Raw genomic sequence first — 25171 nt, 5'->3', positions numbered from 1 at the left:
AGAAATAATGGGGTGAGTAACATGAAACGAATGAAGAAATTGTATCTGATGATTGGGTTACCACTGGTTTGTTTGTGCTTGCTTTTGGCAGGCTGTGCAAAGACTGGAACCGATTCAGGAACAACCATTAAATCGAGTGTACCAAGGGTTTCAAAGGTTTCAGCTCGTAAACAAATTCGCAACAACGGTGGATTATGGTATTTCGCCAAAGATTTGAAGTATAAATCTAATTCAGGAATAGAGGCCTTTACGTTTACCAAGAATGGCAAAGTGACAGCTTACAACGTTAAAAAATATTATGCGTCTTATGCGGCTGCAAAGAAAGCAAAGGGGTTAAGTTCATTTGGAAAAGGGAATTATAAACTAACAACAAATAAGCAAAAACAAACTGTGCTAACTTTGAAAATGAAACTTTCTGGAATTCCAGCAACATATTCATTTAAATTAAAAAAAGGTCTTGCTAAGAAATATAAGGGGCTTACGTTCCATGGCTTCAATGCTGCCCGAACGGTAGACAGTGATACGGTTAACGGAATTCTTGTCCAAGCCAAGAAGTAAACAAAAGGAAGATTATCCCAACAACGGGTAATCTTCTTTTTTGGTGTCCATGAGGGTGTAATAGGCAGGCGATTTCCATAATGATTTGCCAACAATTTTAAAACCTTTTGTTTTGTAGAAAGCCAAGGCGTCATGGTTTTGGCGGACGCAATTTAAAGTGACCGGTGCTGTAGCCAATTGACGAATTGCGGAAAGCAATTGGGAACCAATCCCAAAATGAATATATGCAGGATCAATGAATAAAAGATGGATGAAGTTTTCTTGGCTATAAAAACTGAGAAATCCGACAATGCGATTATCTAAAATGGCTTTTAAAATGAATTCGTCTTTGGAATCACGAATAAAGTCAGTTGACTGGGGATTTTTAACCCAAGAGAAAGTAGCAATTCGAGATTGGAGATAAATTTCAGCTAATTCAGAATTATCTGAAGCTGTTGCAGGTAAAATTGTTATATTTTTAGTTGATTTCATCACATGTTTTCCTTTTTAAATAGAATTTTTTCCAATAATTTTAAATGTAATTTAACTGACACATGTTCTTCACAAAATATTCACATTTTGTGAATACTATTAAATACATAAATAACTTTTTCATTTACTCCCCCCATAAAGTGAATGGATGATCATATAATGATCATGTTACTTATTAAGCGTTGCGACGGCAGCGCTTTTTTTGTGTCTAAAAGTATTTTTAATTAGGTTTGAAATATCAGTTGATCTACTGACTGTAACAGTTTTTCTCGTATTTAAGCGCCAACAGTTTTAAATTAGTGGCGATAAGGGTAAAATGAAAATATATTTAGCTGGGAAGTTATCATATTAATTCATATTTTTTATAAAAACCAGTAATAACTTAATTATCGGGGGATAGCCATGAACTGGGTACATATTGTTATAGAACTTATTATTGCTGTGAACTTAATTGCTGCCGTCATAACCGTTTTTCGTGAAAAGCGGGATATCGCAGCAACTTGGGCTTGGCTGCTTGTCCTCTTTTTTCTTCCTGTTGTAGGATTTATTTTCTATTCTTTTGTAGGACGTAAATTGCCGAAGAATAAGATGTTCCAATTAAAAAAGGAAACCAAACTCGAACTGGAGCTCATTCTTGAACGTCAATCTAAAGAGCTAAATGATGACCATACAGAGGCTGACAAAGTCGTTGAAGATGCTAGTGGCATGGCGACGATGTTCATGAATGCTGATTCTGCTTTTTTAAGTCACCGTAATCGGGTGAAACTAATTACGGATGGTAAAGAATTGTTTCATGATATGTTTGAGGATATTGAAAAAGCTAAAAAACATGTTCATGTTGAATTTTACACCTTTTACGATGATCAAATTGGTCGTGATGTTTTACATTTATTAGAAAAAAAGGCTAAAGAAGGCGTTGAGGTTCGTGTGCTCTGGGATTCATGGGGCTCAATGGGAACTAAAAGTAAATTTTTCAAACACCTTCGTGAATTGGGTGGTTATGCGGCCCCTTTCTTGGGAACCCATTCGGCAGTAACTGATTTTCGTTTAAACTTTCGGGATCACCGAAAAATTGTGGTGATTGATGGACAAGTTGCGTATACTGGAGGCTTTAATATTGGTGACCAATATTTAGGACGGAGTAAAAAATTTGGTTATTGGCGCGATACCCATATGCGAATCGTTGGTTCTGCTGCATACAGTCTTCAAGCACGATTTGTGCGAGATTGGAATGCAACCGATCATGAAAATCCAATTAATACGGTGTTTGATCCAGGGTCTGAGTATTTTCCAGTGGCAAAGGTAAACAGGAATACAAGTCTTCAAATTGTATCCAGTGGTCCTGATTCAGAAACTGAAAATATTAAACTTGGATACTTGAAATTGATTAATTCTGCTCATCGTTCAATTTGGATTCAAAGTCCCTATTTGATCCCAGATGACAGTGTTATGGATGCCCTGCATATGGCTGCATTATCGGGCGTTGATGTTCGAATTATGATCCCCCACATGCCGGATCATGTCTTTGTTTATCGGGCAACACAATACTATGCACGCCAGTGTGCTAAATGGGGAATCCAGGTTTATAACTATGATGCCGGGTTCTTACATGCTAAAACCATGGTAGTAGATGGTAAACTTGGATCAGTTGGTTCCGCAAATATGGACTTTCGCAGTTTTAGTTTAAACTTTGAAGTAAATGCTTTTATTTATGATAAAAAAATTGCGCACGAATTAGAAGAAATTTTTAAAGATGATATTCAAAAATCAACCTTACAAACAACGGAAATGTACGATAACCAGTCTTGGTGGCTAAAATTCAAGCAAGATTTTTCCCGATTACTTTCACCAATTCTATAATTTGTTTTTAATTATTGGTTGACGAACATATTTTGACGTGGTAAGATGCATTCAACTTAATATTTAACGTGAACTTTCATACCAAGTAGCTAATTATCTGGGTGTCAGAAAGTCGGTGGTTGCTGCGAACCGATCAGGATAATTTAGATGAAATACCATGAAACAGTTTCAATTGAACGGATAATAACTAGAGCCGTTACCTTCTAGTGAGTGGAAAGAATCTGATTTTTGGGTTCCTTCAATTTGGGTGGTACCACGGTTTATTTATCGTCCCTGTTGTAAAAAAATTACAGCAGGGACTTTTTTATTACCTAAAATTTGAAACTAAGGGGCACGATGATATGGATAAATGTAAGTGCGGAGGCATATCTCGTTATTAGTCTTTAAAGCTAACTGATTGAGCTGGTGAATAAAAACTAAAAATGAGGTGCAATATGGAAAATAAAGTAAGTTTTAAAGAAGCAAGCATTGTGTTATTGGGAATGCTGTTGGTAATGGGATTAGGAGTTATTAAATTTGGATTATCTCCTCAAACTCCCGTTTTATTGGTGTTAGTGATTGTGACTTTCTGGGCCAAGTTTCGGCATTTTGCCTGGTCAGATGTAGATGACGGAATTAAAGAAGGTATTCAAACGGGAATTATTCCAATTTTTATTTTTATTCTAGTTGGCGCACTGATCAGTACGTGGATCGCCGCTGGGATCATTCCTTCAATGATGGTCTTAGGATTTCATATGATTAGCGTTAAATGGTTTGTACCGTCCGTATTTGTCGTTTGTGCGTTAGTAGGGACTTCGATTGGATCAGCATTTACCATCATTTCAACCATCGGCATTGCATTCTTTGGAATGGGACTCACAATGGGCGTAAATCCAGCCTTGGTTGCTGGTGCCATCATTTCTGGAGCAATTTTTGGAGATAAATCATCACCACTTTCAGATTCAACCAATTTAGCTTCAGCGGTTGCTGACGTAGATTTGTTTAAACATATTAAGAATCTCATGTGGTCAACAATTCCAGCCTTTATTGGTTCGCTTATTTTATACGCGATCTTAGGCTACCAAGCAACAACGACGGCTAATTTGGGTAAAATTAACCAGACCGTTGCAGTTCTGGAATCACATTTTAGTGTGAGTGCTTGGGCAATTATTCCGATCGCATTAATGTTCTTTTGTGCATGGCGAAAAATCCCCGCAATTCCAACTTTGTTTATAAATATTGTGGTTTCTGTGGTGATGATTTTTATTGAACAGCCCCAAACCCAGATTAGTAAGATTGCGACAATTATCGAAAACGGTTTTGTCGCTAAAACTGGGAATGCGAGTGTTGATGCGTTATTAACTCGAGGTGGCATTGGCAGCATGATGGGAACAGTTTCCCTAATCATCTTAACCTTGTCGTTAGGCGGCCTGTTAATGAAGTTTGGTTTGATTCAAGCGGTCATGACGCCCTTAGCGAAACGATTGAATTCCGATGGTAAGTTAGTTACTGCAACAATTTTTACTGGAATTGGCGTTAATCTTTTTATCGGTGAGCAATACTTATCCGTTATTTTACCCGGCAAGGCCTTTAAGAAACCATTTCAGGATGCCGGACTAGCCAATGAAGCATTAAGTCGAGTTCTTGAAGATGGCGGAACTGTTATTAATTACCTGATTCCTTGGGGAGTTGCGGGGGCCTTTGCAGCAAATACCCTTGGCGTTCCAGTTCTTCACTTTTTGCCATTTGCATTCTTTAGCATCCTATCACCAATTTTTTCCATTATTAGTGGGTTTACAGGGATTGGCATGAAACATGTTACAGATTCTAAAAAAACAGAAGCTGTACCAGATTCTGAAGGTGGCTTGAACTAAAAACTGTGATCATTATTGATCACAGTCCTATCAAACATAATTTAAATTTTAAAATAATCAGATCCATAGTGGTTTACAAGTACCCTGGAAAGGTATTGTGCGGCCAGGGTGGAACCCTTTAGATCTGGATGGGCCTGATCAGTATAAGTAAGGGGCCACTGAGCGGTCTCAATTAGAAAGAATAGTTCGGAATTCTCTTGCGAGAGTTCACGCAATTCTTTGGAAAAAGCTTGGTTAAACGGAATCAAAACATTTAAAGTTGCTTTCGGAAAAAGGTCCTGAAGTTCGTGAAAGAAGTTTAAAAATTGAATTTTCATCAGGTTACCATCAAAACGTTGATCATTAGTCCCGATATTAAGCACAACAAGGTCAGGATGGTAGCTTGGAGCAGGAGTTTCAAAGTTAATGTATTTTACAAAACGAGGAGCAGCGGGTACACCACCAGTTCCGTAGCGTAAAAGGCCAGCTGCACTGTAGGCAATTCTTAAATCTTGCGCGTTAAGAATTTGGGCAGTCTGTGCCGCATAATTTTGTTCGGCAGCGTAACCGACAGAGGGGGTTCGTTTTAGAACCCAACAGCCTGCCGTAATTGAGTCACCAATAAAAGCAATAGTTTTTCCGGCTGGTTTCACAGGGATCATAATGCCGGGATTCGTAACAGCAAGTTGGGTAATTGCCAGTCCTTGTTGGTATTGCCAAAGCTCATCTGAATCAGAGTTGCCAGCAAAGACAATGCGAATCAAATGAGGACCACTCAGCTTCATATGAAGTTCATCAGGGACTTCATTGACCTTAAATCGCAGCTCGGGGTTATCATCAATAAAGATACCAATTTCTGGTTGAAAGCGAGCAGTTGGGGTAGTGTTTGCAAATGCTAATTTCAAACAATCGGTGTCCTTAGTCATAAATAAAATGGCGGCACCAAGGTTGGTTGTATACATGGCGCGTTGGTTTAAAACCGATTTTTGAACCCAACGACCCATAAAATAAGCACCGGCAAAGCAGCCGTTGGCAGTTGTTTGAACGTATTTTGATTGCGCCATAATTATTACCGTCCTTATTTGAAGTTAACCAGGATTGTCCATACAACTAATTTCATGATCATTTACTAAGCCAATTGCCTGCATGAAAGAATAAGTAATTGTGGGTCCCATAAATTTAAAGCCATGCTGTTTCAAGTCTTTAGAAATTTTTTCTGAAAGTGGAGTCTTTGCATGAATTTCTTCAGGAATTCGAATGTGGTTGTTAACTTGATGATTGTTCACGAATTGCCAAATATATTTATCAAAGCTGCCAAATTCTTTTTGAATTTTTAAAAACGCCTGTGCATTGATTACAATATCTTCAATTTTTAAACGGTTTCGAATAATCGATGAATCAGTTAGTAAGTGGTCAGTTTCATCAGTCGTCATTGTGGCTACTTGCTGGGGATTGAAATTATGGAAAGCTCTTTGAAAAGCGGGTCGTTTCTTTAAAACAAGTTCCCAATTCAATCCGGCCTGAAAAATTTCCAAACTCATCATTTCAAAAATATATTGGTCATCATGAGAAGGACGGCACCATTCGTTTTTGTGATAAGCGCGAATTTCAGGTCCACTATTTTTAGCCCAGGTACAGATGAAGTCATCTAATGTTTGTTGCATACTTTAACCTCCAGCAGTTATCGTGGTATTTCTACCACCCATAATTATTTAAGTCTATTATATCGCAATTTAGCCGGTAGCTTGACTTATTAAATTTTGATGATAGAATGAATTCAATTATTAAATAATGATGCGAAGAAGAGAAGAGTAAATCCTTTGGTTGTTTAGAGAGTTCCGTTTGGTGAAAAGGAATCAATTGTTGGGGTTGAAGATGAGCTCAGAGCTAATATTTAAGGTGCAAGCTTTAAATACGTGAGGATACGATATAATCCCAGACATAATTTTTGGTGTCGATGAGGTGTTATTTGTGAGAATAACATGAATATGGGTGGTAACGCGAAGTTTTCGTCCCTAATCTTTAATTTGAAGATTTAGGGGCGGAAACTTTTTTTATTCTAAAAAGAAGGTGATTGGATGACTGAAAATATCATTGATTTAAATCAGATAAACGTTGAATTTAAAGATGGTGAGAAGCAGGTAAAGGCCGTTACGGATGTTGATTTACAAGTTGAAAAGGGCGATATATACGGAATTGTGGGTTATTCAGGTGCTGGAAAAAGTACTTTGGTGCGCGTGATCAACCTTTTGCAAAAACCGACCTCGGGAAAAGTTAAGGTTAACGATCAAGATCTATTGGCTTTGAAACCAGAAGCATTGAGGCAAGCACGAACTAAGATTGGCATGATTTTTCAGCATTTCAATTTGATGAAATCCCGCACGATTCTGGGAAATGTGGAATATCCGTTATTCAAAACAAAATTGTCAAAGGATGAACGCCTTAAAAAAGCAACCGAGCTTTTAAGGCTAGTTGGTTTAGACCAACGTAAAAATGATTATCCACGTCAGTTATCAGGTGGCCAGAAACAACGGGTGGCAATTGCCCGGGCCTTGGCCAATGATCCGGATATTTTAATTAGTGATGAGGCCACCAGTGCCTTGGATCCAAAAACGACGCTTTCCATTTTGAACCTTTTGAAACAATTGAACCAAAAATTAGGACTGACCATTGTTTTAATTACGCACGAAATGCAGGCCGTTAAAGAAATTTGTAATCATGTGGCGGTCATGCAAAAGGGTGAAGTTGTAGAACGGGGCACAATTGAATCTATTTTTTCAACACCTAAAAAATTGTTGACCCAAGAATTTATAAATATTGCCACAAATGTGGGTCCTGCTGTTCAAAAGGTGACTGAAAATCCAAAGTTTCAACACCTTAGTCCGGACCAACAATTAGTGCAATTAAATTTCATTGGTAAATCAACTGAGGAACCAATTATTTCAACCTTAGCAAAACAATTTAATGTAGATGGCAACATTCTATTTGCGAATGTTGAACAGTTACATAGTGAAACGCTAGGATTTATGATATTAGTTTTGGCGGGCAAGCCAACCGATATTACTGAAGCGATTAGTTTCCTAAAGGTCAATCAAGTTCGTGTAAAACTATTAAACCAAGCAACAGAAAGTGAGGTGACTGGCTAATGGCAAGTTGGCTACCAAATGTAATTCATATGCAATCTGAGTTTGTTCAAGCAACGTGGCAGACAATTTATATGACACTGATTTCTTCACTGGTGGCAGGTGTTTTTGGATTAGCAACCGGTATTTTCTTAATTGTTAGTCAGCCTGGCGGAATTCTTGAAGATAGTTTCTTATATGGATTGTTAGATAAAGTAGTGAATATTTTAAGGTCGATTCCGTTTATTATTTTGTTGGCTGTGATTGCGCCATTTACAAGATATTTAGTGGGAACGACGATTGGGACAACGGCCGCGTTAGTGCCTTTGATCATTGGCATCTTTCCCTTTTATGCGCGGCAGATTCAAAACGCCTTAACCGAAATTGATCCAGGGGTGGTGGAAGCAGCAGAGGCATCCGGATCTAGTCCCACCGAAATTATTTTTCGCGTGTATCTGCGAGAAGGATTACCGGATATCATTCGCGTTTCAGTTGTGACGATCATTAGTTTGATCGGGTTAACAACCATGGCCGGAGCAATTGGTTCAGGTGGGTTAGGCGATATTGCAATTAGCATTGGTTACGCGCGTTTTGAAAATGACGTAACCATTGTGGCAATGATTATTATTTTAGTGATGGTGTTTATTGTCCAGTTTGTTGGTGATTGGTTGGCCAAACGATTGGAACATTAATGAAATGAACTTAATTGAAGGTTAAAGGTGGTGTTAGCAGAGGGTTTCAAGAGAAATAACTATGTTTAAGATAAAGGGGAGAAAAACATGAAAAAAAGTGCTTGGTGGGTTTTAGGAATTGTTGTAGTATTGGTGGCGGCCGTGATGGGGGTTCATCAGATAAGTCACTCGGCCAAAGCAAAAACGAGTACAATTACGGTTGGATCAATGGGCTCAGATTATGATATTTGGAAACATATTGCTAGTAGTAAAGATGCAAAAGAAGCGGGTTTAAAAATTAAAGTTCAGCAAGTAACTGATGGTGTGCAGTTGAATAATGGCACGGCGCAAGGAAACATTGATGTTAATGCGTTTCAATCGTATTCTTACTATGAAGCGTATAATAAACAACATCCAAAGCAACAGTTACGGGCTTTAGGAACCACTTACTTAGAGCCGATGGGAATTTATTCAAAGAAGTACAAGGCAATTTCAGAAATTCCTGATGGTGCCACAATTGCGATTGCGAACAACCCAGCCAATACGGCGCGTGATTTGTTGTTATTACAGACAGCGGGGCTGATTAAATTGAAAGCTAATTTTGGGGCGTTAGGAAATACTAACGATATTACACAAAATCCTCGTCATCTGAAATTTAAAGAAATTGATGATACAACGGGGCCCCGAGTGTTGAAGGATGTGGATGTCGTTTTAATTTCAAATACCGTTGCTCTTGAGGGTCATTTGCATGTACTGAAGGATTCAATTTTTCATGAAGAAATTAACCAAAGTACTCGCTCCAATATCAATATTTTAGCAACGGCAAAAGGCAACGCGTCGAATCCACAATACAAAAAATTAGTGAAGTTGTATCACAAGAAGGATATTCAGCGTTATATTAAGGATAAGTACTATGGTACGAAAATTGAGGTTCAAAAACCGATTTCATATTTGAAATAAGAGCCAATAGTTGTAGAATAGACGTGAAGAATAAAAGAGAAGGGGTCAGTCCGACTAGCCATTTTAATGGCGTAGCGAGGATGGACATCCGTTTCGAAAATAAGATTTTGCAAATGCAAAAAGATATTAAAATTGAGAAGGAGCCAGTCCGACTAGCCATTTTAATGGCGTAGCGAGGATGGACATCCGTTTCGAAAATAAGATTTTGCAAATGCAAAAAGATATTAAAATTGAGAAGGAGCCAGTCCGACTAGCCATTTTAATGGCGTAGCGAGGATGGACATCCGTTTCGAAAATAAGATTTTGCAAATGCAAAAAGATATTAAAATTGAGAAGGAGCCAGTCCGACTAGCCATTTTAATGGCGTAGCGAGGATGGACATCCGTTTCGAAAATAAGATTTTGCGAATGCAAAATAGACATAAAAATTGAGAAGGAGATATATATTATGGCAAAAGTTGAAAGCTTCACATTGGATCACACAAAGGTAAAGGCACCATATGTTCGTTTGATCACCGTAGAAACTGGTGCTAAAGGCGACAAAATTTCAAACTTTGATTTACGTTTAGTTCAACCAAATCAAAATGCAATTCCAACTGCTGGGTTACATACAATTGAACATTTATTAGCTGGCCTGTTACGTGACCGTATGGATGGTGTCATTGATTGTTCACCATTTGGCTGCCGCACAGGATTCCATTTGATTACTTGGGGTGAGCATTCAACTGAAGAAGTTGCAAAGGCTTTGAAGGGTTCATTAGAAGATATTGCCAACAAGATTGAATGGAAAGATGTTCAAGGAACAGACAAGTACAGTTGCGGAAATTATCGTGATCATTCATTGTTCTCTGCTAAGGAATGGTCAAAAGCTATTCTTGAGAAAGGTATCAGCAAAGATCCATTTGACCGTCAGGTTGTTTAAACACAATTAAGTTAGAATAACTGAAAAAGGTATCAAGTAAGTCCTGTTAAAGGGATTTACTTGATACCTTTTTTAGTTAATAAAGTTTTATTTAGATTTTTGAACTTCAGAATTCGAATCACCATGCAACCCATTAAAACATAAATTAAGCACAACGGCGACAATGCTGGCAACGACAATTCCGTTGGTAAAAAGCATCCGCGCAGCCGTCGGTAGAAATTGGAAAATTTGTGGATAAATTGTAACACCTAATCCCATTCCAATCGAAAGGGAAGTAATTAAAATATTTTTATTTTTGGAGAAATCAACTTGTTGAAGAATCTTTATTCCTTGGGCGCCAACAATACCAAACATAACGATCATGGCACCACCTAAAACTGGATCAGGGATGACGGTAGCAAGAGCGCCAGCCTTTGGCAACAACCCAAGAAGAATCAGGAAGAACGCTGAGTAATAAATTGGTTTACGTGTTTTTACACCAGAAAGTTGTAAAACCCCAACATTTTCTGAAAAAGTTGAATAAGGAAATGTATTGAATATTCCACCTAAGATGGCTGCAATGCCTTCAGCGCGATACCCACGTTTTAGGTCGTCTTGCTCAATCTTTTTACCAGTTAAGTCACTTAAAGCAAAGAAAACTCCTGTAGATTCAATCATCGTTGTTAGAGAAACCATGATCATAGTTATAATTGCTGATCCGTGAAATGTAGGAGTTCCAAAATAAAAAGGCTGAGGAAGATGAAACCAGCTGGCTTGAGAAACTGGCGATAATGATACCATTCCCATGGCTCCGGCCAAGAAAGTGCCTCCCAATATACCAATGAGAATGGCAATTGAATGCATGAATCCTTTGCCCCAAATGTTAACTGCGACAATGATAATAACGGTTGTAAAACCAACAATTAAACTTTTGGGATCTCCGAAAGATTTGGAAGAGACGTTTCCACCACCTAAATTTTGAAAGGCTACCGGAATTAAAGTGAATCCAATAATTGTAATTAACGAACCGGTAACTACTGGTGGAAAAAGATCTTTTATTTTCGAGAAGAGCCCACTGATTAAGAATACGAAAATCCCGGCACAGATAATTGCACCATACATGGCGCCAACTCCCAATGTTCCCCCAATATTTTGCAGAGGTTGAACCGCTTGAACTGCGCAACCTAAAACAACAGGTAACCCAATTCCGGTAAGAGCAGTTCTCTTAAGTTGGAGCAGAGTAGCAATTCCGCACATGAAAATGTCAACTGAAACAAGGTAGGTCATCTGAGCAGCGGTGAAATGAAGATAACCACCAATTAACAAAGGGACGAGCACATCTCCTGAATACATGGCCAGAAGATGCTGCAATCCCAGTAAGGCCGCTTTAGGGTTTGAAATGGATTGTGCTGGTACATTTGAATTTGGTTCAATAGACTTCAATGAATTTCTCCTTTTCTATCACTTAGGGATGCGCCAGTCGTAGTATATGAATGAAAAAAGGTCACAACATTGCTGTTGTGGCCTGTACAAGTCGTCTATTGTTAGAGATAGCCAAAATAAGCATCTATCTAAAACACTATTCGCCCATAGTCCAACATTTAAGGTGTCGGGTAGAAACTTATCAACCATATTATGACATTATACAGGTAAGTGCTATTAAATTCTGTGACGCTAATCTTAACACACGAAAAATCGGTACACAATAGGCGAGGCCGATTTGTATGTGTCAAGTTTTAGTAGGTTGTACTTCTAATTAGATTTTATTTAAGCTTTTACCTGCTTTTTGTTCCGTTCCGGCGCTGATGTGGGGCCGTGTGGGTCGCTTGCGAGCTAACTTCTGTCCCTCATCAGGCCAGAAGTGGATCTCTCCAGTCTTCCCATGTCTCTAAGCGATAAATCGCCAAGTGACATCGACACACTCTTTCATCAACGCCTCCACTACACCTATTATTCAGGTTTTACGAAATAATCTTCACCAAATTACCCATAGCACTACTGGTTGCTGCATCTAGGTGAAGACTACCATGCTTGATTCCTTGATGTTGCGTAAAGGGTTGCTTAAGAAAATGACTTGCAGATATGTTAACTGGTTTGACGTTTATTGGTGAGGCGGCGGGGACATTTAACATTGCCGCTTCCAGTTGACCATTAATTTCACTCGTAATCACATTGACCATTGCTTTTAAGCCAGGTATACTCCAAGAACGACCTTGATGCTTTAATCGGTACGTAAAACGACGATGGTTACTTTCACAACCACCCAAGCACACATTTTCAGCCGTTAAGCTGCGCTCAACAGCTGGTTTTAAGTAATTCCAATTACGCTTCAAATAACGCCGTAAAAGTTGAATTGACTCAAGACTATCTGTATCGCTAGCTATTGATTCACAAGTATCAAGAATAACCTGAATTTGGTCACTATCCCAATTATGAACAGCCTGAAATAACATATTTTGTAGTTTCTTAGGCATCATGCTTAATCGCTTACGAATTTTTCGATTCAAGTGATAACAATCTAAAAAATGTTCATGTTTTTTTGCCCCAATTGCTAATTCATCAAAGCAGGATGGTTCATAACCACTGCCATTATCGCTACCGGTGATCACCGTAGTGTGTTGTAAATCATAGTTTTGACTTAAATAATCTTGTGCTTGCTTAAAAACTACTCGGCGGTTTAATCCTGTAAACACATGCCGGTTTAGCGTCTGTCGGCGCTGGCCATTTTGGGTAATGCCTTCCGTTAATTGAAGTCGGTGCACGAAGATATTCTTATGGTGGTGTTTAGCCTTTATGGCGACACAAAAGGCATCACCTTCTAGATATAAATAAGGAACTTGACGTTTCTTTGCTACAGTTACTAACGTGGTTTCTTCACGCTGCTTTTCACATTGCGTACCTGCTGTTTGATAAAGTTGACCAACTTTCTGATGACTGATAGAAAGTGGGGTTAAAAGGTTAACAGCCAAAGCTGTTGTCCGTAAAACACTATGTGAAGCTAGCTTGGCAACCTTTTCGACCATTAAGGGTGAAAATCTACTTCGTGGAATTAACTGCAAATAACGATCTAAAGGAAATACATATTTTTTATCAGTTAGTTTCACTAACCGGCGTTTGAAAGTCACGGCCCCACACATAAAATTCAAAGTTCTTTCGCGCTTGCCCACAATTTCTTGGTATTCTGTTTTGCCAATTAGAAGATCATCAAGATCTTCTAACGCCTGGCCTAAGGCAGTGGCAATCAACGTCTGACACTGCATCATTAAATTTTGTTCCGCATCAAATAAATTATTACTATCCTTTAAAACTGTCATGATTTCTGTTAATATTTGAGACATGAAGACCGTTACCTCCTAATTTTTGGCTGCTATACCTAATTAGAAGATTAACGGTCTTCTCTTGTTTTGAAAAGACTTTTTTTCACTTTCCTACTAAAACTTTACACTAACGGCCGATTTAAATAACAATTCCACACCAACACTACCTTAAATTAAGTTAATTTAAGCAAACTATGAAGCAAAATTAAACTAGATTTGTTAACCCATCATGAAGAATGCCGATTCCTTTAGTGAGTTCTGCCTTAGTGATGACCAGCGGCGGTTGAAAACGGATAATGTGGTCCATTGTTGAGATGACAATTAAACCGTGTTCAAAGCAATAATTACAAAGATTTGTAACTAACTGTGATTGATCTTCGGCAAATTCGATTCCGCCGTTTAGTCCAATCATTCTAACGTGCTTAATGACAGGAAACTCTTTTTGTAATTTTGAAAATTGTGTTTTAGAAAATTCACCTAATTTTCGCGAGCGCTCGACTAGATCAAGAGATTCAATTTCATCGATGGTTGCCAGGGCTGCCGCACAACAAATAGGATTAGCAGCAGTTGTAGTTGCATTTGCTGGAGACGCGAGAGAGTCCATAATCGGAGCTTTTCCGATAATTGCAGAAAGTGGCATTCCGGAAGCTAGCGATTTGCCGACCGCCATTAAATCAGGTTCTAAATTAAAATGATCAATTGACCACATCTTTCCGCTTCTGCCAAAACCTTGGTTAATTTCGTCTGTACAAAATAAAATGCCGTTTTCATGACAGATTTTATACAGTCCCTGCATATAAGAAATTGGTGGCATAATGATTCCGGCGTCACCTTGAATGGGTTCGATTAAAATAGCCGCAATCTGGTCTGCTGGAATGTCGCGCGTAAACAAATCAGTGAGTTCTTTCAAATATCGTTTTGAAAAATCTGCCAGTGATTCACCAGGGAAACGCTTGTCTGGATTTGGGAAGGGAATGTGATGAATATCGGGGATCAAAGGGCCAATATCGCGGTGCATATTGCCATCGATAGCAGATAAACTCGCCGCACCTAAAGTTGTACCATGCCAAGAATTTTGAAAAGTTAAAATTACAGATCTTTTGGTGTAGCTTCGCGCAAACTTTACAACCGCCTCAGCAGCTTCAGATCCAGAAGTACTAAATGAAACTTTTTTCGGTGTTTTTCCGGGAGCCAAAAGTGCTAATCGTTTTGCCAATTTAATAGCAGGTTCATGATAAAAATAGCCAGAGATGTAATGAATCAGTTTGTCCGTCTGATTGTGAATGGCAGCTACTACTTTTGGATTACTATGACCAACGTTGACTGCTGATGCACTGGCTAGAAAGTCGATATAAACATTGCCATCCACGTCCCAGACTTTTGCTCCCTTGCCATGATCCACGACTAAATCAAACTTGGAAACACGGCCAGCTGGTGCAACGTATTGGTGATCTATTGCAATTAATCGTTGACGTTCAGGATTTTTTGATTGGCTCACGGTTAAACACTTCCTAATTAAACAAATTTGCATTGATTATAGCACAGCAATTTTTGTCCGTTCGTTTTATAATGAAACTATCAATAAAATACGGAGGATTAAGCATGAAACGCGTTTTAGTAATGGGGATAAATAATCTGGTTGGACAAGCTTTGTTGGAAATGATAAAAAAAATTGATGATTCTGAACTTCAATTTATGTTTATTGATAATGATGTGGCAGGAAAAAATGCTAAAATTGACTTTCAATCAGCAGATCAGTTAGCACCAAAACTTAAGTTAGCCGATATTTTGGTTATAAATACCGTTGATTGGGATGCAGATTACATGTTAGACGCAATAATAGATGCTATTGAAATGCAGACAATTAATTTGGATAAGATTATTTTTCGGACAGTTGCTGGCGTTAATGACGAATACCCGCTCGAAAAAATTCAGATTGCAAAAAAGGATCCTGTAGAATTTATAAAACAGCAACAATATGCGGGAAAATTAGTGGATGAGTCAGAAATTCCGTACACCATTATTCGGCCTAGCAACATTGCGGAAACTACTGGTCCGGATTATAAATTAATTGAAGAAGGACAATCGATGCAAGATGCGAAAGATGTGAGTGCGCACAGCGTTGCAAAGGTTATGATGCAAGCTATTCAAACGAATGATTTACTTAATCAATCGATTGGAATTTGTGGCTGAAAAGTTTGCCAAAGTTCTGTATAATAATAGTTAGATTCGAACATACGTGCGCATTTATTAAAAGATGAGCAAATTGTCTTTTCGCGTTTGCCTTAACAGTTTTCATATAGAAGATAAATTTTTTAAACATAAAAATTAGTTTTGAGAAAAGAGGCATTTAATGACATTAAAATTTATTCTGGGTAAAGCCAGCCGGGATGGACAAGGCGCGATGATTGACCAAGTGGATCAAGTGTTAAGTGAAAATTCGCAAAACCGTGTCTATTATATCGTACCCAATCACGTTAAATTTCAATCAGAATTAACAGTCCTAAATGAATTACGCAAACGGCATAGTCAAAATAGTCATACTTATGCTCAGAATCAGTTGCAAGTCTTTTCGTTTTCACGATTAGCTTGGTATTTTATGAAAAATGAGCCAATTTATCAGGTCCCTCGTCTATCAAAAGCGGGCGTAGCGATGTTAATCGATCGAATTATTTTAGAACATCAAGATGAATTAACTGTGTTTAATGGTGAGCAGACGCAGCCCGGATTTATTCAGCAACTTGCTAGTCAATTTGATGAACTTCAAAAGGGCCGAATATCGGCAGAAGATTTGGTGAATCTGACTGATGAAGTTAATAGTAATGAAAATTCTACTGTTGATTTAACTGCCAAGATGCACGATCTATCGATTATTTATACTGCTTTTGAAGAAGAAATGCTTGGAAATTATGTAGATAGTAATACGTTAATACAAGCCTTGTGCGAATATTTAGCTACTCAGGATTTAAGTCAAATGGTGTTTTTCTTTGACAGTTTTTCTTCATTATCAGCTCAAGAGATGAAATTAGTTCAAGTTTTAATTGAAAATGCCAAGGCCGTTGTTGTAGGACTGGTCTTGGATCGTCCTTATTATGACAAATTGCCCGAACCAGAGAACTTGTTTTATGAATCTGGTAAAACCTATTTCAAACTTTATCAATTTGCGCAGGCAAAGCATTTACAAGTACAAACGGATACGTATGCTAAAAAATCTCGGGTAATCTCTGATTTAGTTAAATTAGAGGATTTTTGGATAAAGGCCACAAATTTAGAACCAACCGAGGTCACAACTTTATCTGATCAAAACGCGATTCAGATTTTTCGAGCAGATAGTCGGCAAACTGAGGTGGAACAAATTGCGTGTAAGATAAGGCAGGCCGTGGCTAATAATCCCCAAATTCATTATCGTGATTTTTCGATTTTGACGCGTCATTTGGATACATATGCCACAGTTTTGAATCCAACTTTTGATGAATATGAAATTCCTTATTTTAATGATTTACAAATTTCAATGAAAGATCATCCATTTGTGGCCCTAATTGAGGCACTGTTTGCGGTTAAAGATCATTATTATCGTTATCAAGATGTCATGCGCTTATTAAAAACTGAGCTGCTGATACCAACCGTAGATGAGCAGCCAATGCCAATTGAAGCATTTAGACGGGCCAAAGATTTAACTGAAAATTTGGTTTTGAAAAATGGATACGAGGGTGGTCGCTGGCTTCAAAAGGAAGACTGGCAATACCTACGTTTTAATTCAACTGATTTTGGAACTCAAACTGATCAAGATTTGGCAATTACGAAACAAATTAATTTGATTAAGAACTATATTCGTCGCGTATTACCCCCATTTTTCAAAGCTTTAGATAATGCGAAAACTGGTAAAGAAGGGGTCACGGTTTTATACAAATTTTTGATTGACCAGGGCGTTGCCGATCGACTCAAACAATGGCGTGATGAGGCGGTTGATAGAGGTGATTTATCAAAAGCAGCTCAACCAGAACAGACTTGGCAAACTTTTTGCGATATGTTGGACGAGTATGTGGCCATTTTAGGTGATCGTGAATTTACAATTGATAACTTTTCAGCACTACTGAAGGCAGGCTTTGAGGGTGCTTCTTATTCCTTAATTCCATCGACTTTAGATCAAGTCATGATTTCGGAAACAGGAATGGCACAAATGGGTGATCGTAAGTACACCTTCATTATGGGAGCCACCGATGCGGTGATGCCGGAGCAATTTAATAACCAGGGAATTTTAACTGATGACGATTGCGACAAATTACAAGATGACTTAAAAGAGGATCAGTTTTTTGCCAGCAACAACAACCAACAAGCTCATTTTGAACGTTATTTGAACTATGCGGCGTTTCTGTCAGGTTGCAAAGGGCTAATTCTGTCGTATGCCAGCAGTGATGGTGAAGGCGCTGAACAGAAAATTTCTCCCTATGTAAAAGAAATTAAAACGCATTTCCAAATTACGGATTCACAAGTCTTAAAGTACTTTGATCGGCCAAAAGTTGACGAAGAATCGGTAGTTGATTTTTTGGGTTCGAAACGAAGTACATTAACTCATTTATTGCAGGTAAGTCGTGATAGTAAAAGTATTAAAAAAATGGTTAAGCCAAATTGGCAGTACATTTACCGTGTTTTAAACAACGATCCGCAATTAGGTGAGCTAACCAAGCGTGTATTTGAAAGTTTGACTTATAAAAATGAGCCTGTGAAACTGTATCCAGAAATTGTTCAGGGACTATATGGCGACACGATTAATACTTCAATATCAAAGCTTGAAGAGTTTTATCAAAATGAGTATGCCTATTTCTTGAAATATGGCCTTAAGCTGCAAGAAAGGAATGTCTTTGAACTTTCACCAGCAAGCACGGGAGAATACTTTCATATGGCATTAGATCACTTTGTGAAGCTAATTGGCCAGCAAAATCTGGAAATTAATCAGTTATCAGATTCAGAGTTGGATAATCTTTTAAATGAAGTAGTCAAGACAATTAAAACGGAACCCCAGTTTGAAATCTTGGGTAGCTCAAATCGAATGCACTATATCAATGACCAATTAAACCAAACGATCAAACAAATGCTGAAAATTTTCGTTTTACAAAGTGATAATTCTAAAATGCGGCCAGTTCAAACAGAAGTATTATTTGGTCATGTCGGTTCAGAGGCAGGATTGCATTCTCTTGACTTCGAGGTGGCACCAACTAAAAAAGTTCATATGCGTGGCAAAATCGATCGGATCGATGAACTTAATTTAACTTCAGAAAATGGTCAATCACAGAAATACTTTGGGATTGTTGATTATAAATCCAGTGATCATGACTTTAACTTTAGAGATATTTACTATGGTCTGGCAATGCAGATGCTAACGTATATAGACGCCTTAAAACAAAATATTAACCTAATTGATCAGGATAAGGATTCACCACTGATCTCAGGGGCATTATATATGCACCTGCAAAACCCTGCCGTTAATGTAAACAAATTGCGTAATACGGATTCAGATACCGTTCAAAAGGAACTTTTAAAGCAAACTAAATATAAAGGGATTATCCTAAGTGATCCAGATTTACTGGATAATTTAGATACGAAACTAGATTCTGGTAGTTCTTTAATTTATCCCTTCAAGAAAAATAAAGCCGGGAAATATTCGTCTTATGATAATCATATTGTGACACAAGAGGAATTGACAAGGTTAATTAAGCATGCTGAACGAAAGATTGTGGAAGCTAGTAAGAAAATCTTTGCGGGCGAGTTGAAGTTAAACCCAGCTCGTTGGCCAGATACACATACGGCTCTGCAATACTCACCATATAAGTCAATTATGCAGTTTGATGAGATGTTGCCTGAAAATAATTATCATAAACTTGAGAATTTGAGCGGTAAAGATGTTTTGGCGAAACTGAAGGAAGAGGATGATGAGCATGGGGAAAAGTAGGTATACAAAAGATCAGCAGCAAGCGATTAGTCATAGCGGTCATAACGTGCTTGTCTCGGCCTCAGCAGGTTCTGGTAAAACATCGTTGCTCGTTCAACGAGTTATTAAAAAAATATTAGGTGGTACAGATGTTGATAAATTACTGGTAGTTACCTTCACGGATGCGGCAGCTAAAGAAATGCATGACCGAATTCAGGGTGCAATAAACGATCAAATTCGCATTGAAAAAGATGCCGGTCAACGACATCATTTGATCGAGCAGCTCACCAAATTAAATACGGCTAATATTAGTACAATTCATGCATTTTGTTTATCGATTATCAAACGATATTATTACGTGATTGATTTAGATCCCGTTTTTCGACTTTTAACTGATGATACAGAAGGGATTCTCCTACGAGAGGAAGTGTGGAGTGATCTGCGCGAGTCGCTTTATGAATCAGAGGGAGAAATATTTTCTCAACTTACAGCAAATTTCTCAAATGATCGCAGTGATGATGGTTTTACTGACTTAATGTTGCGAGTATATGATTTCGCAAATGCTACTGCTGATCCTAATAAGTGGTTGAAAAGTCTACCTGAGGTTTACAAGATTGATGGCGATCTTGATGATACAAAATTTTATCAAGAACAAGTCGTGCCGGTCGTTAAATCAGAGTTACAAAATAGTTTGGAAGAAGCAAGGTCACTTCAAAATATGATTGAAGTGGGAAGTACAGATCTAGATAAATTAAGACCCATAATTGATGCTGATGTGAATCAAATTAAAGATGTTTTGGACACGGGATTAAGTGATTGGGATACCTTACGTGGTAAGTTACAAGGATTTACATTTGGCACAATGCGGGGTGGTAAGCGTACTGATGACGTTAAAGCCTTTAAGCAACGTGTTAAAGAAATTCGTGGTGACACTAAAACTGGTTACAAAGCGCGTATTCAGGAACTAACTAATAAATATTTTAGTTTAGATAAAGTCCAAATGACCGAAGTCTTAAAGAATTCGGAAACTTTGGTTGTGGAACTATGCAAGGTGACCCTTGCATTTAAGGAAGCTTATGCGGCCGAAAAACGACGTCGTCAGATCCTCGATTTTAGTGATCTGGAACATTTTGCCATGCAAATTTTGAATGGTGATTCAGCAGAGTCTAAAAGTGCACGGACAGCCTATCAAAAACAATTTGATGAAGTGATTGTGGATGAATACCAGGATATCAACCCGTTGCAGGAGGCTATTTTAACAAGTGTGACGACTGAAGATCCTGGCAATATGTTTATGGTTGGGGATGTCAAACAGTCTATTTATGCATTCCGGTTAGCAGATCCTCATCTGTTTATCGGGAAAGATCAAGCATATCAAGCAGATGATGCGAGTGGTGAGCGAATAATTTTATCGCAGAATTTTCGATCTGTACAAAATGTTGATAATTTTACCAACTTGATTTTTGAACAATTAATGGATCGGAATTTGGGTGAAATTCCATATGATGAAGACGCCAAGCTCGTATACGGCGCGAAGTATTATCCTGATGATGCCTCAAAAGAAACTGAGGTTTTAGTTTATGATGATGAAAAGGCGGGTTCACCTCATAATTCTGAAGAGTCAACTAGTTTTGAAATTGACGATAAATCACGTGGCCAAGTTGCACTAGCGGGTCAACGGATAAAGCAACTGATGGCAGACAAAACACTTATTTATGATAAGGACAAGAAAGAGGAACGTCAGTTAGCATACAGTGATATTGTGCTATTAACGCCGACCAGAAGAAACAATTTAACGATTGTTGAGTTGTTTAAACAGATGGGAATCCCGGTAGTGGTAAATGATGCGCAAAACTATTTTCAAACTACTGAAATTGCGATCATGATGGCTCTTTTAAAGGTTATTGATAATCCCTACCAGGATATTCCTTTAGTTGCTGTTTTGCGGTCACCAATTGTGAATTTAAACGAAAATGAATTAGCGTTCTTACGAATTAATAATAAAACGGGTGATTATTTTCAGGCCGTGATGGATTTTTATAAACATTTTGATTCGAACTCCAGTCAACCCTTTCAAGCAAAAGTATTTAAAAAAATTAGCCATTTCTTGGAACAATTGAAGCATTTTCAGGATATTGCAAACCAAAATCAGTTAGCTACTTTAATTTGGACAATTTATAGTGAAACAGGTTTTCTTGATTATGTAGGTGGAATGCCAGCTGGACAGCAACGACAAGCCAACCTGCATGCCTTGTATGAGCGTGCTCGCGGTTATGAGCAGACTAGTTTTAAAGGCCTATTTCAGTTCGTTCGATTTATTGAACGGATGCAAAAACGGAGTAAAGACTTAGCAGAAGTTCCGATTAATAGTGATGAAGAAGCCGTTCAGGTTATGACGATTCATGGTAGTAAAGGCTTAGAGTTTCCAGTGGTGTTCTTGATGGATGCCTCGCATCAATTTAATACGGATTCTATGAAAGGTAAATATATTCTAGATTCCAAAGAGGGGATTGGGATTACTTATCTGAACCCAGAAACACGTGTCCAGGTTGATACGCCACAAAAATTGGCAATTATTGATCATGTCAAAAGAAGTAGCTTGGCTGAAGAAATGCGCCAACTCTATGTAGCGTTAACACGGGCCGAACAAAAATTAATCATTATTGGTGCGTGTGACACACAAGAAAAATTACTAAAGAAATGGCAAACTGCTTGGCGAAGTGACCAGTTACTATTAACTGAAGCGACCCGTTTAAATTCCAATAACTTTCTAGATTGGATAGGTGAGGCATTAGTTCGCCATCCGAAGTTTAATCAAGAATCAGAGGGAGAAAATCCTTTAGCCGCTTTAAGTGGAGATACTTCTGAATTTGAAGTTCAGTTTAAAACAAAGGCTGATCTGCAAGGAATCGTTGGGATTCAAACAGACAAAGAACAAAAGGATTGGTGGCAAGAGTTTGAAAAAGCCATAGGTGAATTAGATGTTGCCAGCATAGATGCGCAGAAAATTGATCGAGTGCTGAACTTCAAATATCCTCATGAAGTTGCAACCCAGACTACCGCTTATCAATCTGTTTCGGAAGTTAAACGCCTATTTGATGATCCAGACAGCCTTGAAATGGGACTTTCAACTGTAGAACAAGACCAAAAATTAAAAGCTCAAAATCGTTATGTGTCTAGTAATTTAGCGACACCTAAATTTTTACAAACTGCTGCCAAACCGAAACCAACAGAGATCGGGACAGCGACGCATTTAATTTTGCAAGAAATTTCATTAACGGAAAAGCCTACTGAAAAGAGTGTAAAAGATCTTATTGGCGAATTGGTTATGAACAAAGCTTTGGCGCCCGAGGTTGCAGAACTAGTTGATGTAGATAATATTTTAAGATTTTTTGATTCTAGTTTGGGGAAAATATTATTAGATGTACCAGAAAAAGTTCATCGTGAAGTTCCATTTTCTTTGCTGATGCCGGCCAACCAATTATTTAGTGGTTTTAAAGATTTTTCTAATGATGAAGAAACGCAAATCTTAATTCATGGAATTATTGATGGGTACGTTGAATTGGAAGACCGAGCAATTTTATTCGATTACAAAACGGATTACGTAAAACCGGGCAGTCCAAAAAATGGGGTTCAAAATATCATTAATCGTTACGCTGGCCAAGTTAATTTATACGCGGCGGCGTTAACTGATATTTTGAAACACCCAGTAGAGGAATGCTATTTGTATTTACTTTCAATTGGTGAATTGGTTGAAGTTCAGTAGTCTGATTACTTTAAGAACAATTGATAGGCTAATCTTAGTTCCTTGGGATCTTCATCCAGCAAGACAGTTCCACAATAAGCAAAGCCACATTTAGTAATCAGGTGTTGCATGAGTTTGTTGTCGGGGTGGGTATCAATTCGAACTTGGTTATAGCCTAATTGGCTTGATAATGTCAGCAAACCGGAAATCATTTTTTCAGAGAGATGTTGGCCACGAAAATCAGCGGACATGGCGATTCGATGAATTGAAGCATATTTTGCAATTGCTGGTCCTTCCCAGGCACCATCATTAATGACATCATAATTCTTATCGTGATCATGTAGCAATGCGGCGGTTCCAGCAATTTGTCCGTCAATCATCAGGACATAGCTTATTTGGTTGGTCACATCGGCCTGAAGATCAGGTAATGATGGATAGCCATCTTGCCACTGATCAATATTTTGAGATTTTAGAAACTGTTGGTAAGTCTTGAAGCGTTGTTTTTCTTAAATATGCAATCGTCAAGAGAGACACTTCCTTAGTAATTTTTAGGATCTAATTTTACCCCAAAATAATCAGAATGTCATCTGGCTAATAAGTATAAAATAAATAATAGGAGCCGTTTAACTACAATTATTGCAGTTAAACGGCTCCTATTTTTGTAGCTATTTAGTCAGTTGCGTCGTTTACTTTTTTTGCGGCCTTGTCTTTTAAATCAGCCTTTTTATCCTTGAGTTTTCCAGTTTCCTTTTGTGTCTTACCTTCTAACTCTTTGGAATTATCACCGGTTGCTTTTCCGGCTTCTTCCTTGGCCTTACCAATGGTTTTATCTTTTAATGCGTCGAACTTATCGTTAGTTTTTGACATTTCTAAAGCCTCCTTATGGTTTGTATAACCATTATCTTTGTTTTGGAGAGAAACGTCAACAAGTTTGCCTATTGATAAAATTTTATGGTTTTAGTTTTTAATAGTTTCTAAAAGTGCAAATGGTTGAAACTCAAACTGTAAGCATTATAATTACAGTTGAAATCAAGAAAAGGGGTTTTATAAATGAGTAAAGTTATTATCTTGGGGGCTGCTGGACATATTGCCCGACTTGCAGCAAAACAATTAATCAAAGAAACAGATGCACAATTAACATTGTTTGTGCGTCATCCAAAAAAGTTAACAGATGTTAATCAAGATCGTGAAACCATTGTGGTTGGTGATGTAAATAATGAGACTGAATTGACCGCAGCATTGAAGGGACAAGATCTTGTTTACGCAAATCTTGGACCAGATGATACAGATAAAATGATTCCTCACATTGTGAATGCCATGCATAAAGTGGGCTTGAAACGTTTGATTTGGATTTCCACATTGGGTGTCTTTGATGAAGTTCCTGGTAAATTTGGTGATTGGAATAAGCAAATGCTTAATCCAAGTGGCTATCTACCAACGCAATCTAAAGCAGCTAGTGAGATTGAAGCTTCTGATTTAGATTACACAATTATCCGACCTAACTGGTTAACGAATAATGATGAAGTTGACTATGAAACTACCGGTCGTCATGACGAGATGAAAGGAACAGAAGTTTCTCGAAAATCAGTAGCTGATTACGTTGTTAAACTCATTCAAGATCCGAAAAAAGATGTTCGGACCTCAACAGGTTTGAATAAACCAAATACAGATGGCGATAAACCAAGTTTCTATTAATTTTAAATAAACAAAAACGATCATTTGAACCTGGATGTGTTTAATCCAGGTTCAAATGATCGTTTTTTAGTTAAAATTATTTTTTGGTTAGAAACAATCGGTATCCAATGA

The 25171-nt window shown here is 38.0% G+C and carries 19 protein-coding genes and 1 riboswitch; of the genes, 11 read left to right on the top strand and 8 right to left on the bottom strand.

Translation table 11 applies throughout. The features are described 5' to 3' along the window. Positions 1 to 21 precede the first annotated feature (21 nt). Positions 22 to 558, top strand: a complete 537-nt coding sequence (locus ADU73_RS04525) for a hypothetical protein (protein ID WP_062913213.1) — start codon at positions 22 to 24, stop codon at positions 556 to 558. Positions 559 to 570: 12 nt separating this feature from the next. Here ADU73_RS04525 and ADU73_RS04520 read toward each other — a convergent pair whose 3' ends face one another. Then, positions 571 to 1029: a GNAT family N-acetyltransferase gene (locus ADU73_RS04520; protein WP_046870965.1), complete on the bottom strand. Its 459-nt coding sequence runs from the start codon at positions 1027 to 1029 to the stop codon at positions 571 to 573. Positions 1030 to 1431: 402 nt separating this feature from the next. On the opposite strand from ADU73_RS04520, the gene cls reads away from it, so the two are divergent. Together cls and nhaC are read left to right on the top strand one after the other, a co-directional pair. After that, positions 1432 to 2889 carry a cardiolipin synthase gene (gene cls / locus ADU73_RS04515; RefSeq protein ID WP_062913212.1) on the top strand — a complete coding sequence of 486 codons (1458 nt, stop codon included), beginning with the start codon at positions 1432 to 1434 and terminating at the stop codon, positions 2887 to 2889. Positions 2890 to 3323: 434 nt separating this feature from the next. Beyond that, entirely contained in the window at positions 3324 to 4742 is a 1419-nt protein-coding gene (gene nhaC / locus ADU73_RS04510; RefSeq protein ID WP_046870967.1) for a Na+/H+ antiporter NhaC, read from the top strand. 41 nt (positions 4743 to 4783) lie between these two features. Here the strand turns inward: nhaC and ADU73_RS04505 are convergent, their stop codons facing one another. Both ADU73_RS04505 and ADU73_RS04500 read right to left on the bottom strand, forming a co-directional pair. Further along, a complete protein-coding gene (locus tag ADU73_RS04505) occupies positions 4784 to 5785 on the bottom strand; it encodes a GDSL-type esterase/lipase family protein (RefSeq protein WP_046870968.1) in 1002 nt (333 codons plus the stop codon). A gap of 24 nt (positions 5786 to 5809) precedes the next feature. Further along, entirely contained in the window at positions 5810 to 6385 is a 576-nt protein-coding gene (locus ADU73_RS04500; RefSeq protein ID WP_062913211.1) for a DNA-3-methyladenine glycosylase I, read from the bottom strand. 414 nt (positions 6386 to 6799) lie between these two features. Here ADU73_RS04500 and ADU73_RS04495 point away from each other — a divergent pair, with 414 nt between their 5' ends. The 4 genes from ADU73_RS04495 (at position 6800) to ADU73_RS04480 (ending at position 10395) form a co-directional block, all read left to right on the top strand. Further along, complete coding sequence (locus ADU73_RS04495) at positions 6800 to 7867, top strand: methionine ABC transporter ATP-binding protein (protein ID WP_046870970.1); 1068 nt, start codon at positions 6800 to 6802, stop codon at positions 7865 to 7867. Next, positions 7867 to 8535, top strand: a complete 669-nt coding sequence (locus ADU73_RS04490; RefSeq protein ID WP_046870971.1) for a methionine ABC transporter permease — start codon at positions 7867 to 7869, stop codon at positions 8533 to 8535. The genes ADU73_RS04495 and ADU73_RS04490 overlap by 1 nt, the downstream gene beginning before the upstream one ends. 87 nt (positions 8536 to 8622) lie before the next feature. Beyond that, a complete protein-coding gene (locus ADU73_RS04485; RefSeq protein WP_056986014.1) occupies positions 8623 to 9474 on the top strand; it encodes a MetQ/NlpA family ABC transporter substrate-binding protein in 852 nt (283 codons plus the stop codon). A 447-nt stretch (positions 9475 to 9921) separates the two neighbouring features. Beyond that, positions 9922 to 10395 carry an S-ribosylhomocysteine lyase gene (locus tag ADU73_RS04480; RefSeq protein ID WP_046870973.1) on the top strand — a complete coding sequence of 158 codons (474 nt, stop codon included), beginning with the start codon at positions 9922 to 9924 and terminating at the stop codon, positions 10393 to 10395. Between the two features lie 87 nt (positions 10396 to 10482). Here the strand turns inward: ADU73_RS04480 and ADU73_RS04475 are convergent, their stop codons facing one another. The 3 genes from ADU73_RS04475 to ADU73_RS04465 all read right to left on the bottom strand — a co-directional run bounded on the left by ADU73_RS04475 (position 10483) and on the right by ADU73_RS04465 (position 15222). Next, the gene (locus tag ADU73_RS04475; protein ID WP_257722207.1) at positions 10483 to 11808 is read right to left on the bottom strand and encodes a nucleobase:cation symporter-2 family protein; all 1326 of its coding nucleotides are present in this window, start codon (positions 11806 to 11808) and stop codon (positions 10483 to 10485) included. Between the two features lie 136 nt (positions 11809 to 11944). Next, a riboswitch (purine riboswitch) is annotated at positions 11945 to 12043 on the bottom strand. 292 nt (positions 12044 to 12335) lie between these two features. Next, positions 12336 to 13712 carry an ISLre2 family transposase gene (locus ADU73_RS04470; RefSeq protein ID WP_062913129.1) on the bottom strand — a complete coding sequence of 459 codons (1377 nt, stop codon included), beginning with the start codon at positions 13710 to 13712 and terminating at the stop codon, positions 12336 to 12338. A gap of 184 nt (positions 13713 to 13896) precedes the next feature. After that, a complete protein-coding gene (locus ADU73_RS04465) occupies positions 13897 to 15222 on the bottom strand; it encodes an aminotransferase class III-fold pyridoxal phosphate-dependent enzyme (RefSeq protein WP_046870975.1) in 1326 nt (441 codons plus the stop codon). A gap of 71 nt (positions 15223 to 15293) precedes the next feature. Here ADU73_RS04465 and ADU73_RS04460 point away from each other — a divergent pair, with 71 nt between their 5' ends. The 3 genes from ADU73_RS04460 (at position 15294) to addA (ending at position 23386) form a co-directional block, all read left to right on the top strand. Further along, positions 15294 to 15884: an NAD(P)H-binding protein gene (locus ADU73_RS04460; RefSeq protein ID WP_046870976.1), complete on the top strand. Its 591-nt coding sequence runs from the start codon at positions 15294 to 15296 to the stop codon at positions 15882 to 15884. Positions 15885 to 16044: 160 nt separating this feature from the next. After that, positions 16045 to 19641, top strand: coding sequence for a PD-(D/E)XK nuclease family protein (locus ADU73_RS04455; protein ID WP_062913210.1), 3597 nt, complete (start codon positions 16045 to 16047; stop codon positions 19639 to 19641). After that, entirely contained in the window at positions 19628 to 23386 is a 3759-nt protein-coding gene (gene addA / locus ADU73_RS04450) for a helicase-exonuclease AddAB subunit AddA (protein ID WP_046870978.1), read from the top strand. The genes ADU73_RS04455 and addA overlap by 14 nt, the downstream gene beginning before the upstream one ends. Before the next feature lie 5 nt (positions 23387 to 23391). On the opposite strand, the gene ADU73_RS04445 is transcribed toward addA, so the two are convergent. Both ADU73_RS04445 and ADU73_RS04440 read right to left on the bottom strand, forming a co-directional pair. After that, a complete protein-coding gene (locus ADU73_RS04445) occupies positions 23392 to 23823 on the bottom strand; it encodes a GNAT family N-acetyltransferase (protein ID WP_420892301.1) in 432 nt (143 codons plus the stop codon). Positions 23824 to 24034: 211 nt separating this feature from the next. Next, entirely contained in the window at positions 24035 to 24232 is a 198-nt protein-coding gene (locus tag ADU73_RS04440) for a CsbD family protein (RefSeq protein WP_046870980.1), read from the bottom strand. Positions 24233 to 24415: 183 nt separating this feature from the next. On the opposite strand from ADU73_RS04440, the gene ADU73_RS04435 reads away from it, so the two are divergent. After that, entirely contained in the window at positions 24416 to 25060 is a 645-nt protein-coding gene (locus ADU73_RS04435) for an SDR family oxidoreductase (protein ID WP_046870981.1), read from the top strand. Positions 25061 to 25171: the final 111 nt, after the last annotated feature.

This window comes from Pediococcus damnosus (assembly GCF_001611155.1).
GTDB classification, from domain to species: Bacteria; Bacillota; Bacilli; order Lactobacillales; family Lactobacillaceae; genus Pediococcus; species Pediococcus damnosus.
The sequence above is the reverse complement of the archived record's forward strand: the minus strand, read 5'-3'. Positions and strand labels throughout refer to the sequence as shown.

What these genes read in the sequence shown, in the direction of transcription:
- ADU73_RS04525 (WP_062913213.1), top strand. Translation starts at nt 22, where the DNA reads ATGAAACGAATGAAGAAATTGTATCTGATGATTGGGTTACCACTGGTT.
- ADU73_RS04520 (WP_046870965.1), bottom strand. Translation starts at nt 1,029, where the DNA reads ATGAAATCAACTAAAAATATAACAATTTTACCTGCAACAGCTTCAGAT.
- cls (WP_062913212.1), top strand. Translation starts at nt 1,432, where the DNA reads ATGAACTGGGTACATATTGTTATAGAACTTATTATTGCTGTGAACTTA.
- nhaC (WP_046870967.1), top strand. Translation starts at nt 3,324, where the DNA reads ATGGAAAATAAAGTAAGTTTTAAAGAAGCAAGCATTGTGTTATTGGGA.
- ADU73_RS04505 (WP_046870968.1), bottom strand. Translation starts at nt 5,785, where the DNA reads ATGGCGCAATCAAAATACGTTCAAACAACTGCCAACGGCTGCTTTGCC.
- ADU73_RS04500 (WP_062913211.1), bottom strand. Translation starts at nt 6,385, where the DNA reads ATGCAACAAACATTAGATGACTTCATCTGTACCTGGGCTAAAAATAGT.
- ADU73_RS04495 (WP_046870970.1), top strand. Translation starts at nt 6,800, where the DNA reads ATGACTGAAAATATCATTGATTTAAATCAGATAAACGTTGAATTTAAA.
- ADU73_RS04490 (WP_046870971.1), top strand. Translation starts at nt 7,867, where the DNA reads ATGGCAAGTTGGCTACCAAATGTAATTCATATGCAATCTGAGTTTGTT.
- ADU73_RS04485 (WP_056986014.1), top strand. Translation starts at nt 8,623, where the DNA reads ATGAAAAAAAGTGCTTGGTGGGTTTTAGGAATTGTTGTAGTATTGGTG.
- ADU73_RS04480 (WP_046870973.1), top strand. Translation starts at nt 9,922, where the DNA reads ATGGCAAAAGTTGAAAGCTTCACATTGGATCACACAAAGGTAAAGGCA.
- ADU73_RS04470 (WP_062913129.1), bottom strand. Translation starts at nt 13,712, where the DNA reads ATGTCTCAAATATTAACAGAAATCATGACAGTTTTAAAGGATAGTAAT.
- ADU73_RS04465 (WP_046870975.1), bottom strand. Translation starts at nt 15,222, where the DNA reads ATGCAAATTTGTTTAATTAGGAAGTGTTTAACCGTGAGCCAATCAAAA.
- ADU73_RS04460 (WP_046870976.1), top strand. Translation starts at nt 15,294, where the DNA reads ATGAAACGCGTTTTAGTAATGGGGATAAATAATCTGGTTGGACAAGCT.
- ADU73_RS04455 (WP_062913210.1), top strand. Translation starts at nt 16,045, where the DNA reads ATGACATTAAAATTTATTCTGGGTAAAGCCAGCCGGGATGGACAAGGC.
- addA (WP_046870978.1), top strand. Translation starts at nt 19,628, where the DNA reads ATGGGGAAAAGTAGGTATACAAAAGATCAGCAGCAAGCGATTAGTCAT.
- ADU73_RS04440 (WP_046870980.1), bottom strand. Translation starts at nt 24,232, where the DNA reads ATGTCAAAAACTAACGATAAGTTCGACGCATTAAAAGATAAAACCATT.
- ADU73_RS04435 (WP_046870981.1), top strand. Translation starts at nt 24,416, where the DNA reads ATGAGTAAAGTTATTATCTTGGGGGCTGCTGGACATATTGCCCGACTT.